The sequence below is a fragment of the Bradyrhizobium sp. BRP23 genome (assembly GCF_020194135.1).
Lineage (GTDB): Bacteria > Pseudomonadota > Alphaproteobacteria > Rhizobiales > Xanthobacteraceae > Bradyrhizobium > Bradyrhizobium yuanmingense.
Genome location: NZ_JADYVW010000018.1, coordinates 14771 through 35828, shown reverse-complemented (window position 1 = coordinate 35828; position 21058 = coordinate 14771). Strand labels below are relative to the sequence as shown.

Here is a 21058-nt window from a genome sequence, read left to right as displayed (position 1 = left end):
GACCTGCTCCACCGCTAGCGGCACGTTGGCCCGGATCCTCGCGCCCGCCACCCCATGTTCACCATCGCCAGCCTCTGGATTCCCTTCACCATCGTTGCCGCGCTCGGGCAGGTCGCGCGCAATGCGATGCAGCGGTCGTTGACGAAGCCGCTGGGGACCTGGGGCGCGACCAATATCCGCTTCCTGTTCGGCTTTCCGTTCTCGCTGCTGTTCCTGGGGCTGGTGCTGCTCGCGACCGGCGATCATCTGAGCCCGCCGCCAGCCGTGTTCTGGCCATGGCTGCTGTTGGGCGCGCTCAGCCAGATCGTCGCCACCGGGCTGATGCTGCTCGCGATGAACGACCGCTCGTTTGTCGTGACGACGGCCTACCTGAAGACCGAGGCGATCCAGACCGCGATATTCGGCTTCGTCTTCCTCGGCGATCACCTGACCTGGCTGAAGGTGCTCGCGATCATGATCGCCACCGTCGGCGTCGTCATCACCGCGCTCCGCCCCGGCGGCGACAAGAGCTTTGCCGAGCTGAAGCCGACCATCACCGGCCTCGTTGCCGCGGCGGCCTTCGCGCTGTCAGCGGTCGGCTTTCGCGGCGCCATCATCAATGTGCCCGACGTGTCCTTCGTGACCGCGGCGTCAATTACGCTGGCGCTCGGCCTGTTCGTGCAGACGCTGGTGCTGACGATCTACCTGCTCTGGCGCGCGCCGGACGTGCTCCGAGGAATCCTCAGGTTATGGCGACCGTCGATGCTCGCGGGCTTCATCGGCGCCTTCGCTTCGCAATTCTGGTTCCTCGCCTTTGCACTGACGGCGGCCGCCAACGTCCGCACACTCGCCTTGATCGAGGTGCTGTTCGCGCAAGCCGTGGCGTATTACTCGTTCAAGCAGCCGATCGCGCCGCGCGAGCTTGCAGGCATTGCGCTGATTGTCCTGGGCGTCGCTGTGCTGGTGGGAGCTTAATTCCGGTCTTCCGGCAGCGTCGGTAGCGGTGAGACCTCGATGCCTTCGTCGATCAGCGACTTCGCCTCTTCGGGCGAGGCTTCGCCATAGATTGGGCGGTGCTCCTTGTCGCCGTAATGCATGGCGCGGGCTTCGTTGGCGAAGCGCTCGCCGACATTGTCGGCATTCTTAACGATGTGGTCGCGCAGCTCTTTCAGCTTGGCGCGCAGCTCGCGCTCCTGCGCCATCAGCAGCGAGGTCGGCCCTGACGGCGCAGCCTCGGGTGTGGTCGCGGCCACGGGCTCCGGCGGCGGCGTGGCGCGGCCGCGCCCCTTCTTGCCGACGATGCGCGGCGCCATGATCGCCTTGTCGACCTTGGCTGAGCCGCAGATCGGGCAGGTCACGAGCTTGCGCTTCACCTGCGAATCATAGGCCGACGAGCTCTGGAACCAACTTTCGAAGGCGTGATTGCGGTCGCAGTGGAGCGCGTAGCGGATCATGCCGAGCCCCGCACGAGGTGCAAATGGTCCGGCCCGGCCTTGGGATCGGAGACGCCGAAGCGGCGGCCGTGCTGGAGCGAGGGAATCGCCCGGCGCGCGGTCTCGACCTTGGCCGGGTCGATCCTGGCCATGATGATGCCCGGCTCGACATCGCCTTCGGCGAGGATCTCTCCCCAAGGATCGACGATCAGCGAATGCCCGTAGGTCTCGCGCTTGTTCTCGTGGGTGCCGGCCTGCGCCGCGGCGAAGACGAAGCAGCCGGTCTCGATCGCACGGGCTCGCAGCAGCACGTGCCAATGCGCTTCACCGGTCTTGCGGGTGAAGGCGGACGGCACGGTGATGAAATAGGCGCCGCTTTCTGCGAGCGCACGGTACAGCGCCGGGAAGCGCACATCGTAGCAGATCGTCAAGCCGATGCGGCCCCAGGGCAGATCCGAGATCACGGCGGTCTCGCCCGGCTGGTAATTGGCGGATTCGCGATAGCTCTCGCCGTCCGGCAGCTCGATGTCGAACATGTGGATCTTGTCGTAGCTCGCGAGCACATTGCCCTCGGGCCCGATCAGGAAGGAGCGGTTGACCGCCTTCTCCGGCGAGAAGCGCAGCGCCAGCGAGCCGACATGGAGGTGAATCTTCAGCTCCGCCGCGAGCGCCCGGTAGGCCTTCAGCGAGGCGTCGTCCTCTTCGCTCTGGAGATGCTCGAACAGCGCCTTGCGGTTCAGCTGCATCATGTTGCTGACTTCGGGTGTCTGCACGTAATCGGCGCCATCGGCCGCAGCCTGCCGGATCAGCTTCGTAGCCTGCTCGAGGCTCGGCCCGGGCATCAGGCCGGTGCGCATCTGCACCATGGCGGCCGTGAACGTGCGGTTCTCGCTCATGATACCGCCTTCACGCTTTCGAGCATGCCATCGAGCTTGCCTTCGCGATCGAGCGCATAGAGGTCGTCACAGCCGCCGACATGGGTGCCGCCGATCCAGATCTGCGGGAAGGTCGAGCCCTGGCCGGCGCGGCCGTACATTTCCTGGCGCCAGGACGGGTTCTTGGCGACGTCGAATTCGGTGAAGGTCGCCTTCTTGCGGGTCAGCAGTGACTTGGCGGCGGAACAATAGCCGCAGCCCGGCCGGGTGTAGATCTCGACAGCAGCAGTCATTCGTCTGGCGCTCTCATGTCATGAATTCATTGAATTATATGGGACGGGGCCCGCTCTCGACAACCCGGGCAAAGACCAGCACGTCGACCTGGGCCGCCTTGGCGCGGAGCAGGGCCCGCGCGCAGGTGTCGAGCGTAGCCCCTGACGTCAGGACATCGTCGATCAGGACAACGCGGCGGCCCTGGATCTCGGCCTGACGGTGGGGAGATACCTGGAATGCGCCTTGCACATTGGTGGCGCGCTGGGCCCGCGACAGGCCGATCTGCTGCTCGGTGGCGCGCACCCGCCGCAGCACGTCGCCCCGCACCTTGATCCCGCTCTGCCGCTCGATGACGCGCGCGAGCGCGCCGGACTGGTTGTAACGGCGCCGCCAGGCCCGCCGCCAATGCAGGGGCACGGGCACCAGCATGTCGGCGCCGGTCAGCAACTCGCCGCCCGCGCGCGCCATCCAGCGGCCCATGGCCGGCGCCAGATCGGTACGGTCCTGATACTTCAGCGCATGCACCAGCGTGCGCGCGACGTCGTCGTAGCGCACCGCCGCGCGAGCGCGCTGGTAAGCCGGCGGGCTCGCGATCGCCTCCATCGACAGCATCTCGGGGCCGGGGTCGTAGACGAAGGGAATGCCGAGCCGCGGGCAATAGGGCCGCTCGATGAACGACAGCCGCGCCCAGCAGGAAGCGCAAACGCCCTCGCCATCAACCGGCTCCCGGCACGATACGCACTGTGTCGGCAGGGCGATGTCGAGCGCGAGCCGCGCCGCCCGCGCCAGCACGTGGCGGCCGGCCGTCCACGCGCTCCGCAGCGGTGCGGCGATGGAACGGATGGGGGGAGCGTCGGCTTCCATGTGGGGAGGCTAACGCTGCACGCAGCGGATTGCCAGAACTGTGGAGATCGGCGTAACCAGCGGCATGGTCCGGACCGCTCAAATCCCGCCCGCCTTGTTTGATCGTGCCTTGCTGCAGAGGCGGCAGCAGCGCGCCCAGGCCCAAGGCGCGGTCACATTCCTGCTCGAGCGGGTCGCCGAGGACATGTCCGACCGCTTGGCAGCGGTGATGCGGGAGTTTCACGCTCCCGCCGACCTCTGGACGCCCGGCGCGGGACTGGCGGCGTTGCGCACGCGGCTTCCCTCCATCGAACACATCGCGCTCGACGCGGCCGGCGCGGAGAAGTTGCCCCTCGCGCCTGAGAGCCTCGATCTCGTCGTCTCGGCGCTGGCGCTGCAATACGTCAACGACCTGCCGGGCGTGCTCGCGCAAATCCGCCGGGCACTCAAGCCGGACGGGCTGCTGCTTGCTGCCATGATCGGCGGCGACAGCCTCACCGAGCTGCGGCAGGCCTTTGCCGCGGCGGAAGCCGAATGCGAGGGCGGTGTGTCGCCGCGCGTGGCGCCGTTCGCTGACCTTCGCGACATCGGTGCGCTATTGCAGCGGGCGGGCTTTGCGCTGCCGGTGACCGACGTCGACCGTGTCGTGGTGCGCTATGCCAATGCGTTCGCCTTGATGCAGGATCTCCGCCGCATGGGTGCGGCCAACGTGCTGATCGAGCGGCGGCGGACACCGACGCGCCGCGCGACGCTGCTGCGCATGGCCGAGATCTACGCCGAGCGTTTTGCCGATGCCGACGGCCGCATCCGCGCGACCTTCGACATCGTCTGGCTCTCGGGCTGGGCTCCGCATGCGAGCCAGCAGCAGCCGCTGAAGCCGGGGTCGGCGAAAGCGAGCCTGGCGGAGGCGGTGAAGAAGGCGGGGAAGGAGTGATCTTTCTCTTCCGTCATGGCCGGGCTTGTCCCGGCCATCCACGTCTTTCAGGCTGGCACGAAGGCCGTGGATGCCCGGGACAAGCCCGGGCATGACGCCAGAGAGCGGTACCCTTCGACCTCACATCAACAAATCGATCAGATGCGGGATCAGCGGAATGTCCGCGGGCGGCATCGGGTAATCGCGCAGCTTGTTGGCGCGGACCCAGGCAAGGTTCTGGCCCTCGCGTGCGGTGACCAACCCCTCCCAGCGCCGGCAGATATAGAGCGGCATCAGCAGATGGAAGGTCTCGTAACCGTAGCTGGCGAAGGTCAGCGGCGCGAGGCACGGCTCGGCGACGTTGATGCCGAGCTCCTCATGAAGCTCCCGGATCAGGCTCTGCTCCGGCCGCTCGCCCGGCTCGAGCTTGCCGCCGGGGAATTCCCACAGGCCGGCCAGGGCCTTTCCTTCCGGGCGCTGCGCGATCAGGACGCGTTTGTCGGCGTCGACGAGCGCGCAGGCCACCACCAGTGTCACTTTGAGATCGGCCATGCGTGTCTGTCGCTCGCTGAGATCGTCCGCAATGGTTTCTTAACCTCTTGCCGTCCAAGTTTCCAAAGTCGCCATAAGTCATATTTAATCCGCAGTTCCTAGAGTGGGAACTCTTTAAACCACTCCAGGCCAACCCATGCGCGCTGCGCTTTCGGCTCTCCTCCGCCGGTTCGTTGACGACCGGCGCGGCAATATCGCAGTGATTTTCGCACTCGCCTGCGTTCCCCTGATCAGTGCGGTCGGCTGCGCCATCGACTATTCGCGCGCGACGCTGATCCGGTCCAAGCTTCAGGCCGCGGCGGATGCCGCCAGTGTCGGCTCGATCGCCAAGGCTTCGCCCGCCTTCAAGGCCGCCGGCAACATGACTGCGGACGGCTCGATTTCGGTCGGCGTCACGGACGCCACGAACATCTTCAATGCCAATCGCGCCAGTCAGTCCGGCTACACGCTGACCGGCCTCACACCGACCGTGGTCAAATCCGGCTCGACCGTCACCGCGACGGTTTCGTTCACCGCAACTTTGAACACCATGTTCCTCGGCGTGATCGGCAAGTCGGTGCTGACGTTGAGCGGCACGTCGAAGGCGACGGCCAGCATGCCGCTCTATATCGATTTCTACCTGCTGCTGGACAATTCGCCGTCGATGGGCGTCGGTGCGACCCCGGCCGACGTGCAGAAGATGGTCAACAACACGTCAGACAAGTGCGCTTTCGCCTGCCACGATCTCAAGGACAAGAACAACTATTACGACCTTGCCAAGAAGCTTGGCGTGACCACCCGGATCGACGTGCTTCGGAGCGCCACCGAGTCCTTGATGGATACGGCAAACGCCACCGAGACCTATTCAAACCAGTTCAGAATGGCGATCTATGATTTCGGCGGCTCTGCAAGTTCGCTCGGCCTGCGCAGTCTGTTTTCGTTGTCGGCCTCTCTCTCCAGCGCCAAGTCGGCGGCCGGCAAGATCGACTTGATGTCGGTGAACGGCCAGAACGAGAATAACGATCAGGATACCCCATTCACCGCGGTCTTTCCCGCGATCAACGGCGAGATCAGCTCCCCCGGAAGCGGCACGTCGGCCAGTCCGCTCAAGTATCTGTTCTTCGTGTCCGACGGCGTGGCCGATGAGAGCAACACCGGATGCCTTAAACCGCTCTCGGGCAGCACGCGGTGCCAGTCGCCGCTCAACCCTGCGCTTTGCAAGACGATGAAGGATCGCGGCGTCAAGGTCGCGGTGTTGTATACGACGTATCTCGCGCTGCCGACCAACCCCTGGTACATGAAGTGGATCGATCCGTTCAATGCTGGCCCCTATGGCCCGTCGCCGAACAGCCAGATCGCACAGAACATGCAGAGCTGCGCTTCGCCGGGCCTGTATTTCGAGGTCAGCCCGACGCAAGGCATCGCGGACGCCATGAACGCGCTGTTCAAGAAGGCGGTCGCGGACGCGCGGATCTCCGGATGATGGCGCTCACCTCTCCCCGTAAGAACGGGGAGAGGAAGGCCTACGACCTGTAGTCCCCGTTGATCGCCACATATTCCTTGGTGAGGTCGCAGGTCATGACGCGGTCGCGGCCTTTGCCAAGGCCGAGCGAGACCAGAATCGCGATCTCCGGCGCCTTCATCGCTTCCGACACCTGCGCTTCGTCATAATCGGGATCGCGCGCGCCGCGCTTGGCGACGCGGATGCCGTTGAACGAGATCGACAGCTTGTCGCGATCGGCCGGCTCGCCGGCCTTGCCGACCGCCATCACCACGCGGCCCCAATTTGCGTCTTCGCCCGCGATCGCGGTCTTCACCAGCGGTGAGTTCGCGATCGACATCGCGATCTTGCGGGCGGAGGCCTTGGTCTTGGCGCCCTCGACGGTGATCTCGACCAGCTTGCGCGCGCCTTCGCCGTCGCGGGCGACCTGCTCGGCGAGATTGGCGAGCACCTGGTTGAACGCCTTGACGAAGGCCTTCAGGCGCGGGTCGCTGGCGCGGCTGATCTTCGGCGCGCCGTGCTCGGCGGCGGCGCCGGTCGCAAACGCCAGCAGCGTGTCGGAGGTCGAGGTGTCGCCGTCGATGGTCACGGCGTTGAACGTGTCCTCGACGCCGCTCTTGAGCAGAGCCTGCAGCGCGGCGGGCGCGATCGGCGCGTCAGTGAAGATGAAGGACAGCATCGTCGCCATGTCGGGCGCGATCATGCCGGCGCCCTTGGCCATGCCGTTGATGGTGACCTTGGCCTTGCCGAGCTTGACTGTCGCGGTCGCCACTTTCGGGAAGGTGTCGGTGGTCATGATCGCCTTGGCCGCGGCGAGGTAATCGCCGGGCTCGGCGGCTTCGGCGAGGCGGCCGAGCACGCCGTCGAACTTGGTGGCATCCAGCGGCTCGCCGATCACCCCGGTCGAGGCCAGGAAGATCTCGTTCTCGCTGCAGCCGACCGCCTTGGCCGCGATCTTCGCCGTCAGCGCGGTGGAGGCGCGGCCGGTCTTGCCGGTGAAGGCGTTGGCATTGCCGGAATTGACCACCAGCGCGCGCGCCTTGCCGCCCTTCAGCTTGGCGCGGCACCATTCCACCGGGGCCGAGGGACACTTTGACCTGGTGAAGACGCCGGCGACGGCAGTGCCCTTGTCCATCACCGCGAGCAGCACGTCGGTACGGTTCTTGTAGCGGATGCCGGCTTCAGCCGTCGCCAGACGGATGCCCGCGATCACGGGCATATCAGGGACGGTTTTGGGGGCGAGCGGAGAGACGGAGGAGGACATCGCGGGCGCCTTGGTAGGGTCTGGACATGCAGATGGCCGGGGGAGCCCCGGCCATTGCGACGTTAGATATACTTGGCGTCCGCGAAGTGACAGCGAATTCTTACTTCTTCGCCGGCGGCGCCATCTTGCTGTCGGACGGCTTCGCATCCGGCTTGGCGTCCTTCGACGCATCCGCCGCCGGCTGGTCCAGCCGCTCGACCTTGGCTTCGGTACGCAGCTTGGCGACATACTCGGCCTGGGCCTTGCGGGTCACGTACTGCTCGATCTGGGCCTTGACCTGCTCGAAATCGGGCGCCTTGCGGTTGCGCTTTTCCTCGACCTTGATGATGTGCCAGCCGAACTGCGACTTCACGGGGTCGGAGATCTTGCCGGGCTCCAGCGAGAAGGCCACGGCCGAGAATTCCGGCACCATCTGCTCCTTGGTGAAGAAGCCGAGGTCGCCGCCATCGGCGGAGCCGGGGTCCTTGGACTTCTTCTTGGCGAGCTCGGCGAAATCGGCCCCCTTCCCGAGCTCGGCCTTCACCGCCTTGGCCTCGTCCTCGGTTTCGACCAGGATGTGGCGGGCGCGCACCTCCTGCTCGCCGGTGATCTGCTTGGCGGCCTCCTCATAGACCTTCTTCATGGCGTCCGGCGTGGTGGCGGCCTTGCCCTCGCTGGCGAGCAGGCTGTCCATCAGAAGCCGGTTGCGGGCGAAGGCCAGGCGCTTCTTGAACTCCTCGCCGTCGGCGATTTTCCTGTCTTCGGCAGCCTTGCTGACGATCTTCATGTCGATCAGGAACGACAGGACGTTCTCGTCCTTGGTCGCTGGGTCCATCTGGGCGAGGCTCGGCCCGAGTTCCTCCTCGGCCATGGTGACGTCGCTCTTCTTGATTTCCGCGCCATTGACCTTCGCCAGCACCGGATCATCGGCGGCCCGGAGCGGGCCCGCAAACGCCAGGGACAGCGCCAGAGCGAGGCTGCCAGCCAGGGCGGACGCGGAGCGGAAGCGCTGGGTTGCCGGGAACGAGGTGGTCATGGAAAATCCTTATGTTGAAGCAGGGGGCTGCTCGAGCGGGGCGGACACTCGCCCAATCAGGGGGGCTTGGCAACGCGAAAAGTCTGTCAAAATGATGAATTAGCCGCACTGCGCCCGCCGTTGACAAGGCCCCGACCGGGCCATATCTCTGCGCGGTCGCGACCATGGCGATGGCGTTTATTTTGCTGCGTTTTTGGCCGTTGAACCCAGACTTGCCCAATTCCCACCCATATGGCGGATGTCCCCCGCAGTCCGGGCTCTGATGCCGCGAAGCGTCACGGTGAGTTGATAGGCGGGCGGGTGACAACTTCTTAGGCCCAACGCGGTTGAATCGCGAACACAGGAACCTGGCATGATCGGCGCGCTCGCCCGCAAGTTTTTCGGCTCCGCCAACGACCGGCGGGTGAAGGGATATCAGTCCCGCGTCAACGCGATCAATGCGCTGGAGCCCGAGGTCTCGAAGCTCTCCGACGAGGCGCTCAAGGCCCGCACCGCGGAATTCAAGCAGCAGCTCGCGAACGGCAAGACGCTGGACGATCTCCTCGTCCCGGCCTTCGCCACCGTGCGCGAGGCCGCCAAGCGCACGCTCGGCCAGCGCCATTTCGACGTCCAGCTGATCGGCGGCATGGTGCTGCACGAGGGCGACATCGCCGAGATGAAGACCGGCGAAGGCAAGACGCTGGTCGCGACGCTTGCGGTGTATCTGAACGCGCTCGCCGGCAAAGGCGTCCACGTCGTCACGGTCAACGACTACCTCGCCCGCCGCGACTCCGGCTGGATGGGCCAGATCTACGGCTTCCTCGGCATGACCACCGGCGTGATCGTGCACGGCCTCGACGATGCCGAGCGCAAGGCGGCCTATGCCTGCGACATCACCTACGGCACCAACAACGAATACGGCTTCGACTATCTCCGCGACAACATGAAGTACCGGCTCGAGGACATGGTCCAGCGGCCGCACTTCTTCGCCATCGTCGACGAGGTCGACTCCATTCTGATCGACGAAGCGCGCACGCCGCTGATCATCTCCGGCCCGCTCGACGACCGCTCCGACTTCTACAACACCATCGACGGCTTCCTGCCGAGGCTCGACAAGACCGACTACGAGGTCGACGAGAAGCAGCGCACGGTGACGCTGACCGAAGGCGGCATGGAGAAGATCGAGACGCTGCTGCGCGATGCCGGCCAGCTCAAGGGCGAGTCGCTCTACGACGTCGAGAACGTCTCCGTCGTGCACCACATCAACCAGGCCCTTCGCGCTCACACGCTGTTCACGCGCGACAAGGACTACATCGTCCGCGACGGCGAAGTCGTCATCATCGACGAGTTCACCGGCCGCATGATGCCGGGCCGCCGCTATTCGGAAGGCCTGCATCAGGCGCTGGAAGCCAAGGAGCACGTCCAGGTCCAGCCCGAGAACCAGACGCTGGCCTCGATCACCTTCCAGAACTACTTCCGCATGTACGAGAAGCTGGCGGGCATGACCGGCACCGCCGCGACCGAAGCGGACGAATTGTTCGACATCTACAAGCTCGAGGTCGTGGAGATCCCGACCAATCTGTCGATCGCGCGCCTCGACGAGGACGACGAGGTCTATCGGACCCAGAAGGAAAAATATCAGGCCATCCTCGCCGAGATCGAGCGCGCCAATGCGCGCCTGCAGCCGGTGCTGGTCGGTACCGCCTCGATCGAGAAGTCGGAGGTGCTCGCCGAATTCCTCAAGAAGAACGGCTACAAGCAGATCGATTTCGGCAAGGAGGGCGCGCTCGACAAGCTCTATGCCGCCGCCCGCGCCGGCAAGCCGGCGAAACTGTTCGCGGTGCTGAACGCGCGCTTCCACGAGCAGGAAGCCTACATCGTCGCCGAAGCCGGCGTGCCGGGCGCGATCACGATCGCCACTAACATGGCCGGCCGCGGCACCGACATCAAGCTCGGCGGCTCGCTGGAGATGCGCATCCAGCAGGAGACTGCTGATATCACCGACGAGGCCGAGAAGGCCAAGAAGATCGAGCAGATCAAGGCCGATATCGAGCACTTCCGCGACATCGTGCTGAAGGCCGAGGAGACCGTCGAGGTCGAGCCGGCCAAGGGAAGCAAGCCTGCCAAGACCGTGAAGAAGCCCGGCGGCCTCTACATCATCGGCTCCGAGCGCCACGAATCCCGCCGCATCGACAACCAGCTGCGCGGCCGTTCCGGCCGTCAGGGCGATCCCGGCCGCTCGAAGTTCTTCCTGTCGCTGGAAGACGACCTGATGCGCATCTTCGGCTCGGACCGTCTCGACAGCATGCTGCAGCGTCTCGGCCTGCAAGAGGGCGAGGCCATCATCCATCCCTGGATCAACAAGGCGCTGGAGAAGGCGCAGCAGAAGGTCGAGGCGCGCAACTTCGACATCCGCAAGAACCTGCTCAAGTTCGACAACGTCCAGAACGACCAGCGCAAGGTGATCTTCGACCAGCGCGTCGAGCTGATGAAGGACGAGAGCGTCGCCGAGACCGTCGCCGACATGCGCCACGCCTTCATCGACGACCTCGTCGCCAAGCACGTGCCCGAGCATGCCTATGCCGAGCAGTGGGACGTCGCCGGGCTCAAGGACGAATTGAAGCGCGTGCTCGATCTCGACCTGCCGGTCGACGAATGGGCCAAGGAAGAGGGCATCGCCGACGAGGAGCTGCTGACTCGCATCGAGACCAAGGCCGACGAACACATGGCGGCCAAGGTCGCGCAATGGGGTCCCGACGTGATGCGTTACGTCGAGAAGACCATCCTCTTGCAGACGCTCGACCATCTCTGGCGCGAGCACCTGATCATGCTCGACCATCTGCGCCAGGTCATCGGTCTGCGCGGCTACGGCCAGCGCGATCCCCTGCAGGAGTACAAGACCGAAGCCTTCAATCTCTTCCAGGAGATGAGCGCTCACCTGCGCGAGGCCGTCACGGCGCAGCTGATGCGCGTCGAGATCGTTCCGCCGGAGCAGGAAGCCCCGGTGCTGCCGCCGATGGAAGCGCACAAGTTCGATCCGAACACCGGCGAGGACGAGATGGCGCTCGCCAGCGTCACCCTGGGCGCCCAGGCCACGGATGCGTCGATGCGCGACCCGAAGAACCCGACCAGCTGGGGCAAGGTCGGCCGCAACGAGGACTGCCCGTGCGGCTCCGGCAAGAAGTACAAGCACTGCCACGGGCGGTATGCTTGATCGATGACCTCAAAACCCGGCGAACTCGCGGTGTTGTCTTTGCCCACGAGTTCGCCAGGCGTCGAATGCTTTCGATCCATATGATGCCTGCTGGTCTTCCGTTGCATCACGAATGGTAGGCGCACGCCATTGAGGATGGCTGGCGCACAGTAGTCAGACGGTCCTTTATCCGTCACGCGCGGCTGAGCACGCTTCAGCCAGCTGGCAACCCGCCTCACCGCCTGTTCCTGTGATCACTCCGGAGTGCTGCTGCTTCTGCAGATGGTCGGCGGCCACTCGCTCGCGCGGCTGCGTCGCTGAAGAACTCTTCGCCCGGAGAGCCAATGGTCAAAGCGCGGCATCGCGTCTCGGCGAACGCCCTCGGGTAGACCATCCAATTTTTTACCACTGCTCATTGTGATCTGGATCACCGCTACAGAGCTCAATCCGTGGTTTGATTGAATCACGAGACGTGGCCTGAAAATTGGGAGCCAGACAATGTCCAAACGCGCGCTGCCAACCGCCTTTTGTGTCCTTGCCCTGAGTTTTTACGCCTGCGGTTCCGCCCCTGCGAGCCAAGTGGGCGGATGGTGGGGCGGAACATGGTCGTGCAACATCGACGGCCGCCCCGCCCGGATGAAATGGGCCGCCGTCGATGACAGTCAGACAACCTGCAACGGCAACACTTGCACCAGCACTTCGGGAGCACGCTGGTCAGGCCGCTTCTCAGATAATGGCTCGCGATGGGTGAAGTTGACAAATCCACGCACCGGAACCCAGGGCGGCGTGTACTTCAACCATGCCGACGGCAACAAATGGTATCTAGCCAAGCCGGTCAGCAACAAGGCCGTGGGCTGGACGACATGGAATGGCCAACGCTATCGCCTCTCGTGCTGGCGATGATGCGCGAGTGCTTTCCTCTGGCTATGCATTGAAACGGCAGATGTGTGTGTGCGCTTCGCAAGGCGCCACGCTCCACTTCACGAGGTCTAATTCGAGCTGTCGATCAAGCTCTCCAGCAGCCGCTTGAGCTCGCTCGTCGACTTGTCGCCGTAGCTCTCCAGGATGTGCTCCTCCTGGTCGACCGCGAGCGAGTTGAGCTTCTTGCACAGCACCTTGCCGCGGTCGGAGATGAACATCAGCACCTTGCGGCGGTCGTTCGGGTCCTGCACGCGGTAGACCAGCGTGTCGGAGACCATGCGGTCGATCATCTTCGTGAGCGTCGGATGGTTGAGCAGCACGGCGTCCGCGAGCTCGCCCATCGAATGGCCCTCGCCGTCCGACAGCACTTTCAGGATGCGCCATTGCTCGACCGGCACGCCCTCCTTGCTCAACCTCAATTCGAGCTGCCGGTTGATTTCCCGGTTGGCTTGCGCGAGCAGGTAAGCGAGGTGTTCGGTGATCGGGGAATTTTGTTTCGGCGGTTTTGCCACGGCTGAGACTTCGCCTTGACCCAAATGAGTGAATGTCTTGCAATCGATGCTGCATCTATATGCACTTCAATTCTTGAATATTCAATATTTTCAAAATAAGATCATTGCCCAACAAAAGGGCGGAAGCCGCGGCCGCCTGCTCAATGTGCTTTCAGGTCTGGTCTCAGACAGGAGTTGGCGTGCGCGCGACGGTGAACTTCCCGGCTCACGGCGGCTCGGCGTTACCGCCGTCCTTGCTGTTCAGGAATCTGTCGTCTTCGGCAGCTGGCGGTGCCTTGTCGCCGCACGGTGACGCCTTGTTCAAGCGCCGCGGCGTCAACAAGCTGCGCGTCGGCGGCTTCATCTGCTGCACCGGCTCGCCTGGCGTGTGGGGCCCGTGTGCCACGAACAGCGCGCAGCTTGCCGTCGCCGAGATCAACAAGCGCGGCGGCATTCTCGGCCGCGAGCTCGAGCTGTCGATCTACGATGCCGGCGGGCCGCTGGATGAGGTTCTGGACCGCGCCGAGCAGGCAATCGCATTCGACGAGGTCGATCTGATCGTCGGATTGCACACCAGCGCGGTTCGCGTGGGCCTCCGCGACGTCACCACACGCCACCGCATTCCCTATATCTACACGCCGGTCTACGAGGGCGGCGAGCGCACGCCCGGCGTGATGGCGATCGGCGAGACGCCGCGCTGGCAGAGCCGCCCCGCCATCCATTGGCTCGCGGACGTCAAGAAGGCCAAACGCTGGTACCTGATCGGCAGCGACTACGTTTGGCCCTGGCAATCGCATCGCGCGGTGAAGAACTACATCAAGGAAACCGGCGGCCGCGTCGTCGGCGAAGAGTTCGTCCCGCTCGGCGAAGACAATCACGGGCCGCATCTGGCGCGGATCCGCGCCGCCAAGCCCGATGTCGTGTTGATCTCGCTGATCGGTACCGACAGCATCACCTTCAACCGGGCCTTCGGCGAATGTGGGCTAGGCGCCACGACGCTGCGGCTCGCGGGCGCGATGGACGATACCGTGCTACTCGGCATCGGCGCCGACAACAGCGAGAACATGTTCTGCGCTTCCGGCTACTTCACCGGCACCGGCGCGCGCGCCAATGACGACTTCCAGAGCCGTTATCACGCGATGTTCGGGCCGAATGCGCCGCCGATCGGCTCGGTGGGGCAATCGAGTTACGAAGGCCTGCGCTTCCTCGAAGCCGTTGCAAACAAGGCTGGTTCGCTGGCGATGCGGCCGCTGCTCGCGGCCGGCCGCAACATCGTCTACAGCGGCGCCCGCGGTCGGGTTACCGTCTGCAACGGGCACGTGCGGATGCCGATGCATCTCGCCGAGGCCGACGGTCTCGATTTCAAGCTGATCAAGCCGCTCTGACCGCCTCGCGGCTAGACCGGCCGGCGCATTTGCAAAATAATACTTGAAAAGGAAAATATTTCCGTTTTGAATGTTTCGGCGAGGCCGCGGGTGCGTGCGTCGCGCCGGGGCGGCCACGCGCAACGTTGCAAAGAACTTCAAGGAGAGCGCCGTGACAGTTGCCCTTCCCACGCCAGCCCAACTTCGCAGTGTCGCCGAGCAATGCGGTCTTTCGCTCACCGATGACGACGTCGCCTCGTTCCGCGGTCTCATGCAGGGCTCGATCGAAGCCTACAATCTCGTTGCCGCGATGCCGGACGAATTGCCCGAAGTGAAATATCCGCGCACGCCGGGCTATCGGCCCTCGGCGGAGGAGAACCCGCGCAATGCCTGGTATCGCAAGTCGACAGTGAAGGGCGCCGCCAGCGGCAAGCTCAAGGGCAAGACCATCGCGCTGAAGGACAACATCATGCTGGCCGGCGTGCCCATGACCAACGGCTCGTCGACCTTGGAAGGCTATGTGCCCGATTTCGACGCCACCATCGTCACGCGCATGCTGGATGCCGGCGCCGAGATCAAGGGCAAGGTGCATTGCGAGCATTTCTGCCTGTCCGGCGGCAGCCACACCGGCTCCTACGGGCCGGTGCATAATCCGCACAAGATGGGCTACTCGGCCGGCGGCTCGTCGTCGGGATCGGGCGTCGTGGTCGCGCTTGGCGAGGTCGACATGGCCATTGGCGGCGACCAGGGCGGCTCGATCCGCATGCCGTCGTCGTTCTGCGGCATCTACGGCATGAAGCCGACCTGGGGCCTCGTCCCCTACACCGGCATCATGCCGATCGAGATCTATGTCGATCACACCGGTCCGATGACGGCAACGGTCGAAGACAATGCGCTGCTGCTCGAGGTGCTCGCCGGGGACGACGGCTACGATCCGCGCATCAAGGCTCCGAAGGTCGAGGAATACACCAAGGCGCTAGGCCAGGGCGTCAAGGGCATGAAGATCGGCATCGTCAAGGAAGGCTTCGAGCAGCCGACCGCCGAGTCCGCCGTGAACGAAAGCGTGCGCGAAGCCGCAAAGCGCTTTAGGGATCTCGGCGCCACGGTCGAGACCGTCTCGATCCCGATGCACCTGATGGGCGGGGCGATCTGGACGCCGATCGGCACGGAAGGCCTGACCCAGACCATGATGTTCGGCGACGGCTACGGCCTCAGCCGCGGCGATCTCTATTCGACCTCGCTGATGGATTTCCATCGCGGCTGGCGTCGGCAGGCCGACTCGCTGTCCGAGACCACGAAGCTGTTCATGATGCTCGGCACCTACATCAACAACAATTTCGGCCCGCGCTTCTACGGCAAGGCCCTCAACATCTCGCGCCGGCTGACCGCGGCCTACGACAAGGCGTTTGGGGATTACGATCTGCTCCTGATGCCGACGACGCCGATGAAGGCGACCAAGCTGCCGGAGCCCAATGCCAGCCGCGAGGACTATGTCGCCCGCGCGCTCGAGATGATCTCCAACACCGCGCCGTTCGACATCACCCACCATCCGGCGATGTCGCTGCCCTGCGGCATGGTCGACGGCCTGCCCGTCGGCCTGATGCTGGTCGGCCGCATGTTCGAGGAATCCACGATCTACCGCGCCGCCCATGCCTTCGAGCAGATCGGCGACTGGAAGAAGATGTGAGGAAACCTTTGCTTCAACTCGGCGGAAACGCAACGCATGGCTAACGCGTTCGTCGCGGCGTTCGAGATCCTGAGCTTCGGCGCGATCATCGTCCTGATCGTGCTGGGGCTCGGGATCATCGCGAGCATGATGGGCATCTTCAACTTCGCGCAAGGCGAGTTCGTCCTGCTCGGCGCCTACATCACCTATCTCGCTTATGCCAAGGGCCTGCCGATCTGGGCAGGCATGGTTGCAGCGCCTTTCGTGGTCGGTGCGCTCGGCTTCGTGCTGGAAGCGCTGATTATCCGGCGATTCTATGCCGCGCCGATCGTCGCCATGCTCGGCACCTATGCGCTCGGCCTCATCATCCGCGAGGCCGTTCGCGGCCTGATCGGCGGCTTCTATCTCACCGTGCCCGAGCCGATCGGCGGCTCGATCGACATCGGCGCGATGCACATCTCGGCTTGGCGCTTCACCATCATCGTCATCACGGTGCTGGTGATGGGCCTCTGCTATCTCTTGCTGTCGCGCACGAGCTTCGGCCTGCGCGTGCGGGCGACGCTGGAGAACCCGTCGCTGGCGCGTGCGTCGGGCATTTCGACGCCGCTGATCTACGGCGCCACTTTTGCGTTCGGTGCAGCACTGGCGGGCCTTGCCGGCGCGCTGATCGTGCCGGTGTTCAGCCTGTTTGCCGATCTCGGCCTGCGCTTTCTGATCCAGGGTTTCGTCGCGGTCATGGTCGGCGGGGTCGGCTCCTTCATCGGCCCGGTCGCAGGCGCCGGCGTCATCGGCACGCTCAGCGCGGCGCTGCCTTGGGTGATGGCGCCCGTCGTTGCCGACGTGCTCGTCTTCGTGTTCGCCATCGTCTTCATCAAATTCCGTCCGCAAGGTCTCATCGCTGGAAAAGGGGTTTAATCACATGCTCGATCGTACTCAGCTCACGCGACGCCGCTTCCTGTCCAATTTCGCTTTCGCCTCCGGCGCGGTCGCAACCGGCGTCGGCAGCTGGGTGATCCCGGCGCCCTGGGCCAATGCGGCCGAGGCGCCGATCAAGGTCGGCATCGCCACCGATCTCACCGGCCCGATCGCCTATGCCGGCAACGCCGACGCCAACGTTGCGAAAATGGTGATCAAGGAGATCAACGCGGCCGGCGGCCTGCTCGGCCGCCCGCTCGAGCTCTACATCGAGGATACCGCGTCCAACGAATCGGTCGCCGTCGGCAACGTGCGCAAGCTGATCCAGCGCGACAAGGTCGACATGGTGCTCGGCGGCATCACCTCCTCGATGCGCAATGCGATCAAGGACCCGATCGTGGCGCGCGGCAAGACGCTCTACATCTATCCGCAGCTCTACGAGGGCAAGGAGTGCACGCCCTATCTGTTCTGCACCGGCCCGACTCCGGCGCAGCAATGCGACGAGTTCATCCCCTGGCTGATCAAGAACGGCGGCAAGAAGTTCGCGCTGCCGAGCGCCAACTATGTCTGGCCGCACACGCTCAACGTCTACGCGCGCAAGGTGATTGAATCCAACGGTGGCGAGGTCGTGTTCGAGGAATATTACCCGCTCGACCAGGTCGACTTCTCCGCAACCGTCAACCGCATCATCTCCAACAAGGTCGACGTCGTCTTCAACACCGTGATCCCGCCCGGCGTCGGTCCGTTCTTCAAGCAGCTCTATGAAGCCGGCTTCCTCAAGAACGGCGGGCGCCTCGCCTGCGTGTACTATGACGAGAACACGCTCAACATCAACCAGGCCGCCGAAATCGAGGGGCTCGCCAGCTGCCTCGACTATTTCAAGGTGCTGACCAAGGAGAACCCGTTCGACGCCAAGATCCAGGCGGCGTACGAGAAGGACTTTCCGGGTAATTTCCTGTTCGCCGCCGGCAGTGCCGCCACCGGCACCTACCGCGGCCTCAAGCTGTGGGAAGCCGCGGTCAAGGAAGCCGGCAAGATCGACCGCGAATCGGTTGCTGCCGCACTCGACCACGCCAAGATCGCCGAAGGTCCGGGCGGGCCCGCCGAGATGGTGCCGGGCAAGCGGCACTGCAAGATGAAGATGTACACCGCGGTCGCCAAGGGCGGAAACTACGAGATCGTCGCGCGCAGCAGCGGCCTCGTCGATCCCAAGGAATGCTGATTCTTCGCCTCTCCCCTCTTGGGGAGAGGTGAACCCCGCCGTGATTGACACGGCTGCCTCTGACGATGTTGAACTCGAAATGCTGAAGTCGATGAGTGTGGTAAGAGAGGCCATCGTCGCCGACGCGGACGACGAAGTGGACGGTGCGATGGCTGAGGGCGCAGCGGCGAAACGGGCCAATGACGAGGTCAAGGCAAGACGAAAAATCCTGCCTGTCATCGAGGGCCTCGTGCTCCTCGCGGCGCTACTCGCGCCGCTGGTGCTGCAGGACTATCTCACGGTCTTCGCGACGCGCGTGATCATCCTCGCGCTGTTTGCGCTGTCCTTCGACCTGGTCTGGGGCTATGCCGGCATCATGAGCTTCGGCCAGGCGCTGTTCTTCGGCTCGGCCGGTTACGGCGTCGCCCTGCTCGCGCGCGACCTCGACATCACCAACATCTTCCTGGTGTTGCCGGCAGGCACGCTGATCGGCCTCACCTTCGCGCTGCTGCTCGGCGGCTTCCTGCTGCTGGGACGGCATCCCTCCAGCGTGATCTTCGTCTCGCTCGGCACGCTGACCGGCTCCTACGCCGCCGATCGGCTCGCGCGCGGCTGGTACTATCTCGGCGGCCAGAACGGCATCCCCTCGATCGCGCCGATGTCGCTTGGGTCATACGACTTCACGGAAGGCCCAGCGTTCTATTATCTCGTGCTCGGCATCCTCGTCGTGGTCTATCTGCTCTGCCGCTTCCTGGTGCGCTCGCAATTCGGCCTTGCGCTCGCAGGCCTGCGCGAGAACGAGCAGCGCATCGCCTTCTTCGGCTACAAGGCGCAGCATCTCAAAGCCATCATCTTCACCATCGGCGGCGCCGTCGCAGGCCTCGCCGGCAGCCTCTATGCCTTCCACGAAGGCTTCGTCTGGCCCAACATGGTGGGCGTCGTGGTTTCGACCCAGGTCGTGCTCTATGTGCTGTTCGGCGGCTCCGGCACGCTGATCGGTGCCGTCGTCGGCGCTGTCATCGTCGAGGGCGTCAGCTTCTGGCTCTCGGACAATTACCGCGAGATCTGGCCGATCATCCTCGGCCTCCTGCTCCTGCTCGTGATCTTGTTCCGGCCGCTCGGCCTGATCAGTTTTGTGCTCGGCGAGCGCGAACGCGTCGGCAGCTTTGGCGCCAAGCAAAAGGAGAGGCGCAATGCTCCTTGAAGCGGCCGGCATCAAGAAGGTCTTCGGCAAGCTCACCGCGCTCGACGGCGCAGCCCTCACGGTCGGCGAGAATGAGTTTCACGGCCTGATTGGCCCGAACGGCTCGGGCAAGAGCACGCTGATGAAGTGCATCGCCGGCGCCGAAGTGCCGACCCAAGGCAAGGTCTCCTTCGTCAACACCGACATCACCGCGTTCACGCCGACCGAACGTGCGCGCGCCGGCATGAGCCTGAAATTCCAGATCACATCCGTGCTGCCGTCGCTCACGCTCTACGACAACATCCTGCTCGCGCTGCAGGCGCAGTCCTCGCTGTTCGACCTCGTGTTCTCGCGCACGCGCGGTGCGTTGCACGACCAGGTCATGTCCATGCTGACGCAGTTCCGTCTCGCCGACCGCGCCTTCGATGCGGCCGCTGCGCTGTCGCACGGCCAGCAGCAATGGCTGGAGATCGCGATGGCGCTCGCCGGCAAGCCGAAGCTCCTATTGCTCGACGAGCCCACCGGCGGCATGAGCCTGGAAGAGCGCCGCGTCACCGGCGAGCTGCTGCAGCCGATCAAAAAACATTGCTCGCTGGTCATCGTCGAGCACGACCTCGATTTCATTCGCGACATCTGCGATCGCCTCACCGTGCTCGACCAGGGCAAGGTGCTGGCAACAGGCACGGTGTCCGAGATCCAGGCCAACACATCCGTCCAGGAGATCTATCTGCGCCGTGCCTGAATTTTTGGACATCAAGCATCTCGATGCCGGCTACGGCCGCAGCCAGGTCCTGTTCGACGTCAGCCTCGGCATTCCCTGGCGCGGCGGTGTTGCCGTGCTCGGCCGCAACGGCGCCGGCAAGACCACGCTGATGAAGACCATCGTCGGCGAGCTGCCGGCATGGAAGGGCGAGGTCGCCTTCGACGGCCGCGACATCAGTCGCCGCGCCACCCAGGAGCGCGTCCGCGCCGGCATCGGCTACGTGCCGCAGGAGCATTCGGTGTTCGCGCGCCTGTCGGTGCGCGACAATCTCGCCGTCGGCTCGCTGGCTAAGAAGGATTCCTCCGCCATCGACCGCGTGCTGGCGATCTTCCCAAAGCTCGGCCAGCGCCTCGACCAGCCCGCCGGCACGCTTTCCGGCGGCGAGCGCAAGATGCTCGCGATCGGCCGCGCCATGCTCGGGGATCCAAAACTGCTGCTGCTGGATGAGCCCACCGAGGGCGTCTGGATCGGCGTCATCGAGGAGATCACCGAGCGCCTGATCGAGCTTGCCAAGAGCATCGCCGTCATCATCGTCGAGCAGCACCTCGACCTCGCTTTGCGAGTCGCCGACTACGCCTATGTGCTCGACCGCGGCCGCGTCGCGCTGCAGGGCGACGCCGGCGAGGTGAAAGGCAGTCCGGAGCTGATGCGGTATCTGGCGCCTTAGCGCGCGGCGCCCCTCGCACTGCGAAATATTCGGGTTGTTCAAGAGCTTCGCGGCATTCCATCGATTTTATTTCAGATCGGAACGAATC

Annotated in this window: 21 protein-coding genes; 13 read left to right on the top strand and 8 right to left on the bottom strand. The window is 64.5% G+C overall.

What is annotated here, in order from left to right; translation table 11 throughout:
• Window positions 1-54: 54 nt before the first annotated feature.
• Window positions 55-954, top strand: a complete 900-nt coding sequence (locus I6F24_RS32560; protein WP_036026248.1) for an EamA family transporter — start codon at window positions 55-57, stop codon at window positions 952-954.
• On the opposite strand, the gene I6F24_RS32555 is transcribed toward I6F24_RS32560, so the two are convergent.
• Genes I6F24_RS32555 through I6F24_RS32540 form a run of 4 tightly spaced genes read right to left on the bottom strand, consistent with a single transcriptional unit; the run spans window position 951 to window position 3424 of the window.
• A complete protein-coding gene (locus tag I6F24_RS32555; protein WP_036014648.1) occupies window positions 951-1433 on the bottom strand; it encodes a DUF1178 family protein in 483 nt (160 codons plus the stop codon). The two genes, I6F24_RS32560 and I6F24_RS32555, sit on opposite strands and share 4 nt — an antisense overlap.
• Entirely contained in the window at window positions 1430-2308 is an 879-nt protein-coding gene (locus I6F24_RS32550) for a carbon-nitrogen hydrolase family protein (protein ID WP_036014649.1), read from the bottom strand. Before I6F24_RS32550 ends, I6F24_RS32555 begins: the two co-directional genes overlap by 4 nt.
• Window positions 2305-2580 (bottom strand): glutaredoxin 3, encoded by a 276-nt coding sequence (gene grxC, locus I6F24_RS32545; protein ID WP_036026245.1) that lies wholly within the window; start codon window positions 2578-2580, stop codon window positions 2305-2307. Before grxC ends, I6F24_RS32550 begins: the two co-directional genes overlap by 4 nt.
• A 34-nt stretch (window positions 2581-2614) precedes the next feature.
• Window positions 2615-3424 (bottom strand): ComF family protein, encoded by an 810-nt coding sequence (locus I6F24_RS32540; RefSeq protein ID WP_225150728.1) that lies wholly within the window; start codon window positions 3422-3424, stop codon window positions 2615-2617.
• Between the two features lie 64 nt (window positions 3425-3488).
• Between I6F24_RS32540 and I6F24_RS32535 the strand changes: the two genes are divergently transcribed.
• The gene (locus tag I6F24_RS32535; RefSeq protein ID WP_109141735.1) at window positions 3489-4337 is read left to right on the top strand and encodes a methyltransferase domain-containing protein; all 849 of its coding nucleotides are present in this window, start codon (window positions 3489-3491) and stop codon (window positions 4335-4337) included.
• A gap of 120 nt (window positions 4338-4457) precedes the next feature.
• On the opposite strand, the gene I6F24_RS32530 is transcribed toward I6F24_RS32535, so the two are convergent.
• A complete protein-coding gene (locus I6F24_RS32530) occupies window positions 4458-4868 on the bottom strand; it encodes a (deoxy)nucleoside triphosphate pyrophosphohydrolase (RefSeq protein ID WP_036042579.1) in 411 nt (136 codons plus the stop codon).
• A gap of 136 nt (window positions 4869-5004) precedes the next feature.
• Between I6F24_RS32530 and I6F24_RS32525 the strand changes: the two genes are divergently transcribed.
• Complete coding sequence (locus I6F24_RS32525) at window positions 5005-6330, top strand: TadE/TadG family type IV pilus assembly protein (protein WP_225150726.1); 1326 nt, start codon at window positions 5005-5007, stop codon at window positions 6328-6330.
• 40 nt (window positions 6331-6370) lie between these two features.
• Here I6F24_RS32525 and argJ read toward each other — a convergent pair whose 3' ends face one another.
• Together argJ and I6F24_RS32515 are read right to left on the bottom strand one after the other, a co-directional pair.
• The gene (argJ, locus tag I6F24_RS32520) at window positions 6371-7612 is read right to left on the bottom strand and encodes a bifunctional glutamate N-acetyltransferase/amino-acid acetyltransferase ArgJ (RefSeq protein WP_057030150.1); all 1242 of its coding nucleotides are present in this window, start codon (window positions 7610-7612) and stop codon (window positions 6371-6373) included.
• Between the two features lie 100 nt (window positions 7613-7712).
• Complete coding sequence (locus I6F24_RS32515; RefSeq protein WP_109141737.1) at window positions 7713-8627, bottom strand: peptidylprolyl isomerase; 915 nt, start codon at window positions 8625-8627, stop codon at window positions 7713-7715.
• 352 nt (window positions 8628-8979) lie between these two features.
• Here I6F24_RS32515 and secA point away from each other — a divergent pair, with 352 nt between their 5' ends.
• Together secA and I6F24_RS32505 are read left to right on the top strand one after the other, a co-directional pair.
• Window positions 8980-11820 carry a preprotein translocase subunit SecA gene (gene secA, locus I6F24_RS32510; protein ID WP_225137542.1) on the top strand — a complete coding sequence of 947 codons (2841 nt, stop codon included), beginning with the start codon at window positions 8980-8982 and terminating at the stop codon, window positions 11818-11820.
• 477 nt (window positions 11821-12297) lie between these two features.
• Window positions 12298-12702 (top strand): DUF6006 family protein, encoded by a 405-nt coding sequence (locus tag I6F24_RS32505; protein ID WP_074448072.1) that lies wholly within the window; start codon window positions 12298-12300, stop codon window positions 12700-12702.
• An 86-nt stretch (window positions 12703-12788) separates the two neighbouring features.
• On the opposite strand, the gene I6F24_RS32500 is transcribed toward I6F24_RS32505, so the two are convergent.
• Window positions 12789-13232 (bottom strand): MarR family transcriptional regulator, encoded by a 444-nt coding sequence (locus I6F24_RS32500; RefSeq protein WP_025032676.1) that lies wholly within the window; start codon window positions 13230-13232, stop codon window positions 12789-12791.
• A 37-nt stretch (window positions 13233-13269) separates the two neighbouring features.
• On the opposite strand from I6F24_RS32500, the gene I6F24_RS32495 reads away from it, so the two are divergent.
• From I6F24_RS32495 to I6F24_RS32460, 8 genes are all read left to right on the top strand, one after another.
• Complete coding sequence (locus I6F24_RS32495; protein WP_162130848.1) at window positions 13270-13524, top strand: hypothetical protein; 255 nt, start codon at window positions 13270-13272, stop codon at window positions 13522-13524.
• Window positions 13412-14596 carry a substrate-binding domain-containing protein gene (locus I6F24_RS32490; protein WP_036026234.1) on the top strand — a complete coding sequence of 395 codons (1185 nt, stop codon included), beginning with the start codon at window positions 13412-13414 and terminating at the stop codon, window positions 14594-14596. Before I6F24_RS32495 ends, I6F24_RS32490 begins: the two co-directional genes overlap by 113 nt.
• A 151-nt stretch (window positions 14597-14747) precedes the next feature.
• The gene (locus I6F24_RS32485; protein WP_036026291.1) at window positions 14748-16262 is read left to right on the top strand and encodes an amidase; all 1515 of its coding nucleotides are present in this window, start codon (window positions 14748-14750) and stop codon (window positions 16260-16262) included.
• A 36-nt stretch (window positions 16263-16298) separates the two neighbouring features.
• Window positions 16299-17156: a branched-chain amino acid ABC transporter permease gene (locus tag I6F24_RS32480; protein WP_225150724.1), complete on the top strand. Its 858-nt coding sequence runs from the start codon at window positions 16299-16301 to the stop codon at window positions 17154-17156.
• Window positions 17157-17160: 4 nt separating this feature from the next.
• Window positions 17161-18378 (top strand): substrate-binding protein, encoded by a 1218-nt coding sequence (locus I6F24_RS32475; protein ID WP_225150722.1) that lies wholly within the window; start codon window positions 17161-17163, stop codon window positions 18376-18378.
• A 79-nt stretch (window positions 18379-18457) separates the two neighbouring features.
• On the top strand, window positions 18458-19561 hold the full coding sequence (locus I6F24_RS32470; RefSeq protein WP_036026230.1) for a branched-chain amino acid ABC transporter permease: 1104 nt from the start codon (window positions 18458-18460) through the stop codon (window positions 19559-19561).
• The gene (locus I6F24_RS32465; protein WP_036014683.1) at window positions 19551-20282 is read left to right on the top strand and encodes an ABC transporter ATP-binding protein; all 732 of its coding nucleotides are present in this window, start codon (window positions 19551-19553) and stop codon (window positions 20280-20282) included. Before I6F24_RS32470 ends, I6F24_RS32465 begins: the two co-directional genes overlap by 11 nt.
• Window positions 20275-20970, top strand: a complete 696-nt coding sequence (locus I6F24_RS32460; RefSeq protein WP_036014686.1) for an ABC transporter ATP-binding protein — start codon at window positions 20275-20277, stop codon at window positions 20968-20970. The genes I6F24_RS32465 and I6F24_RS32460 overlap by 8 nt, the downstream gene beginning before the upstream one ends.
• Window positions 20971-21058 lie beyond the last annotated feature (88 nt).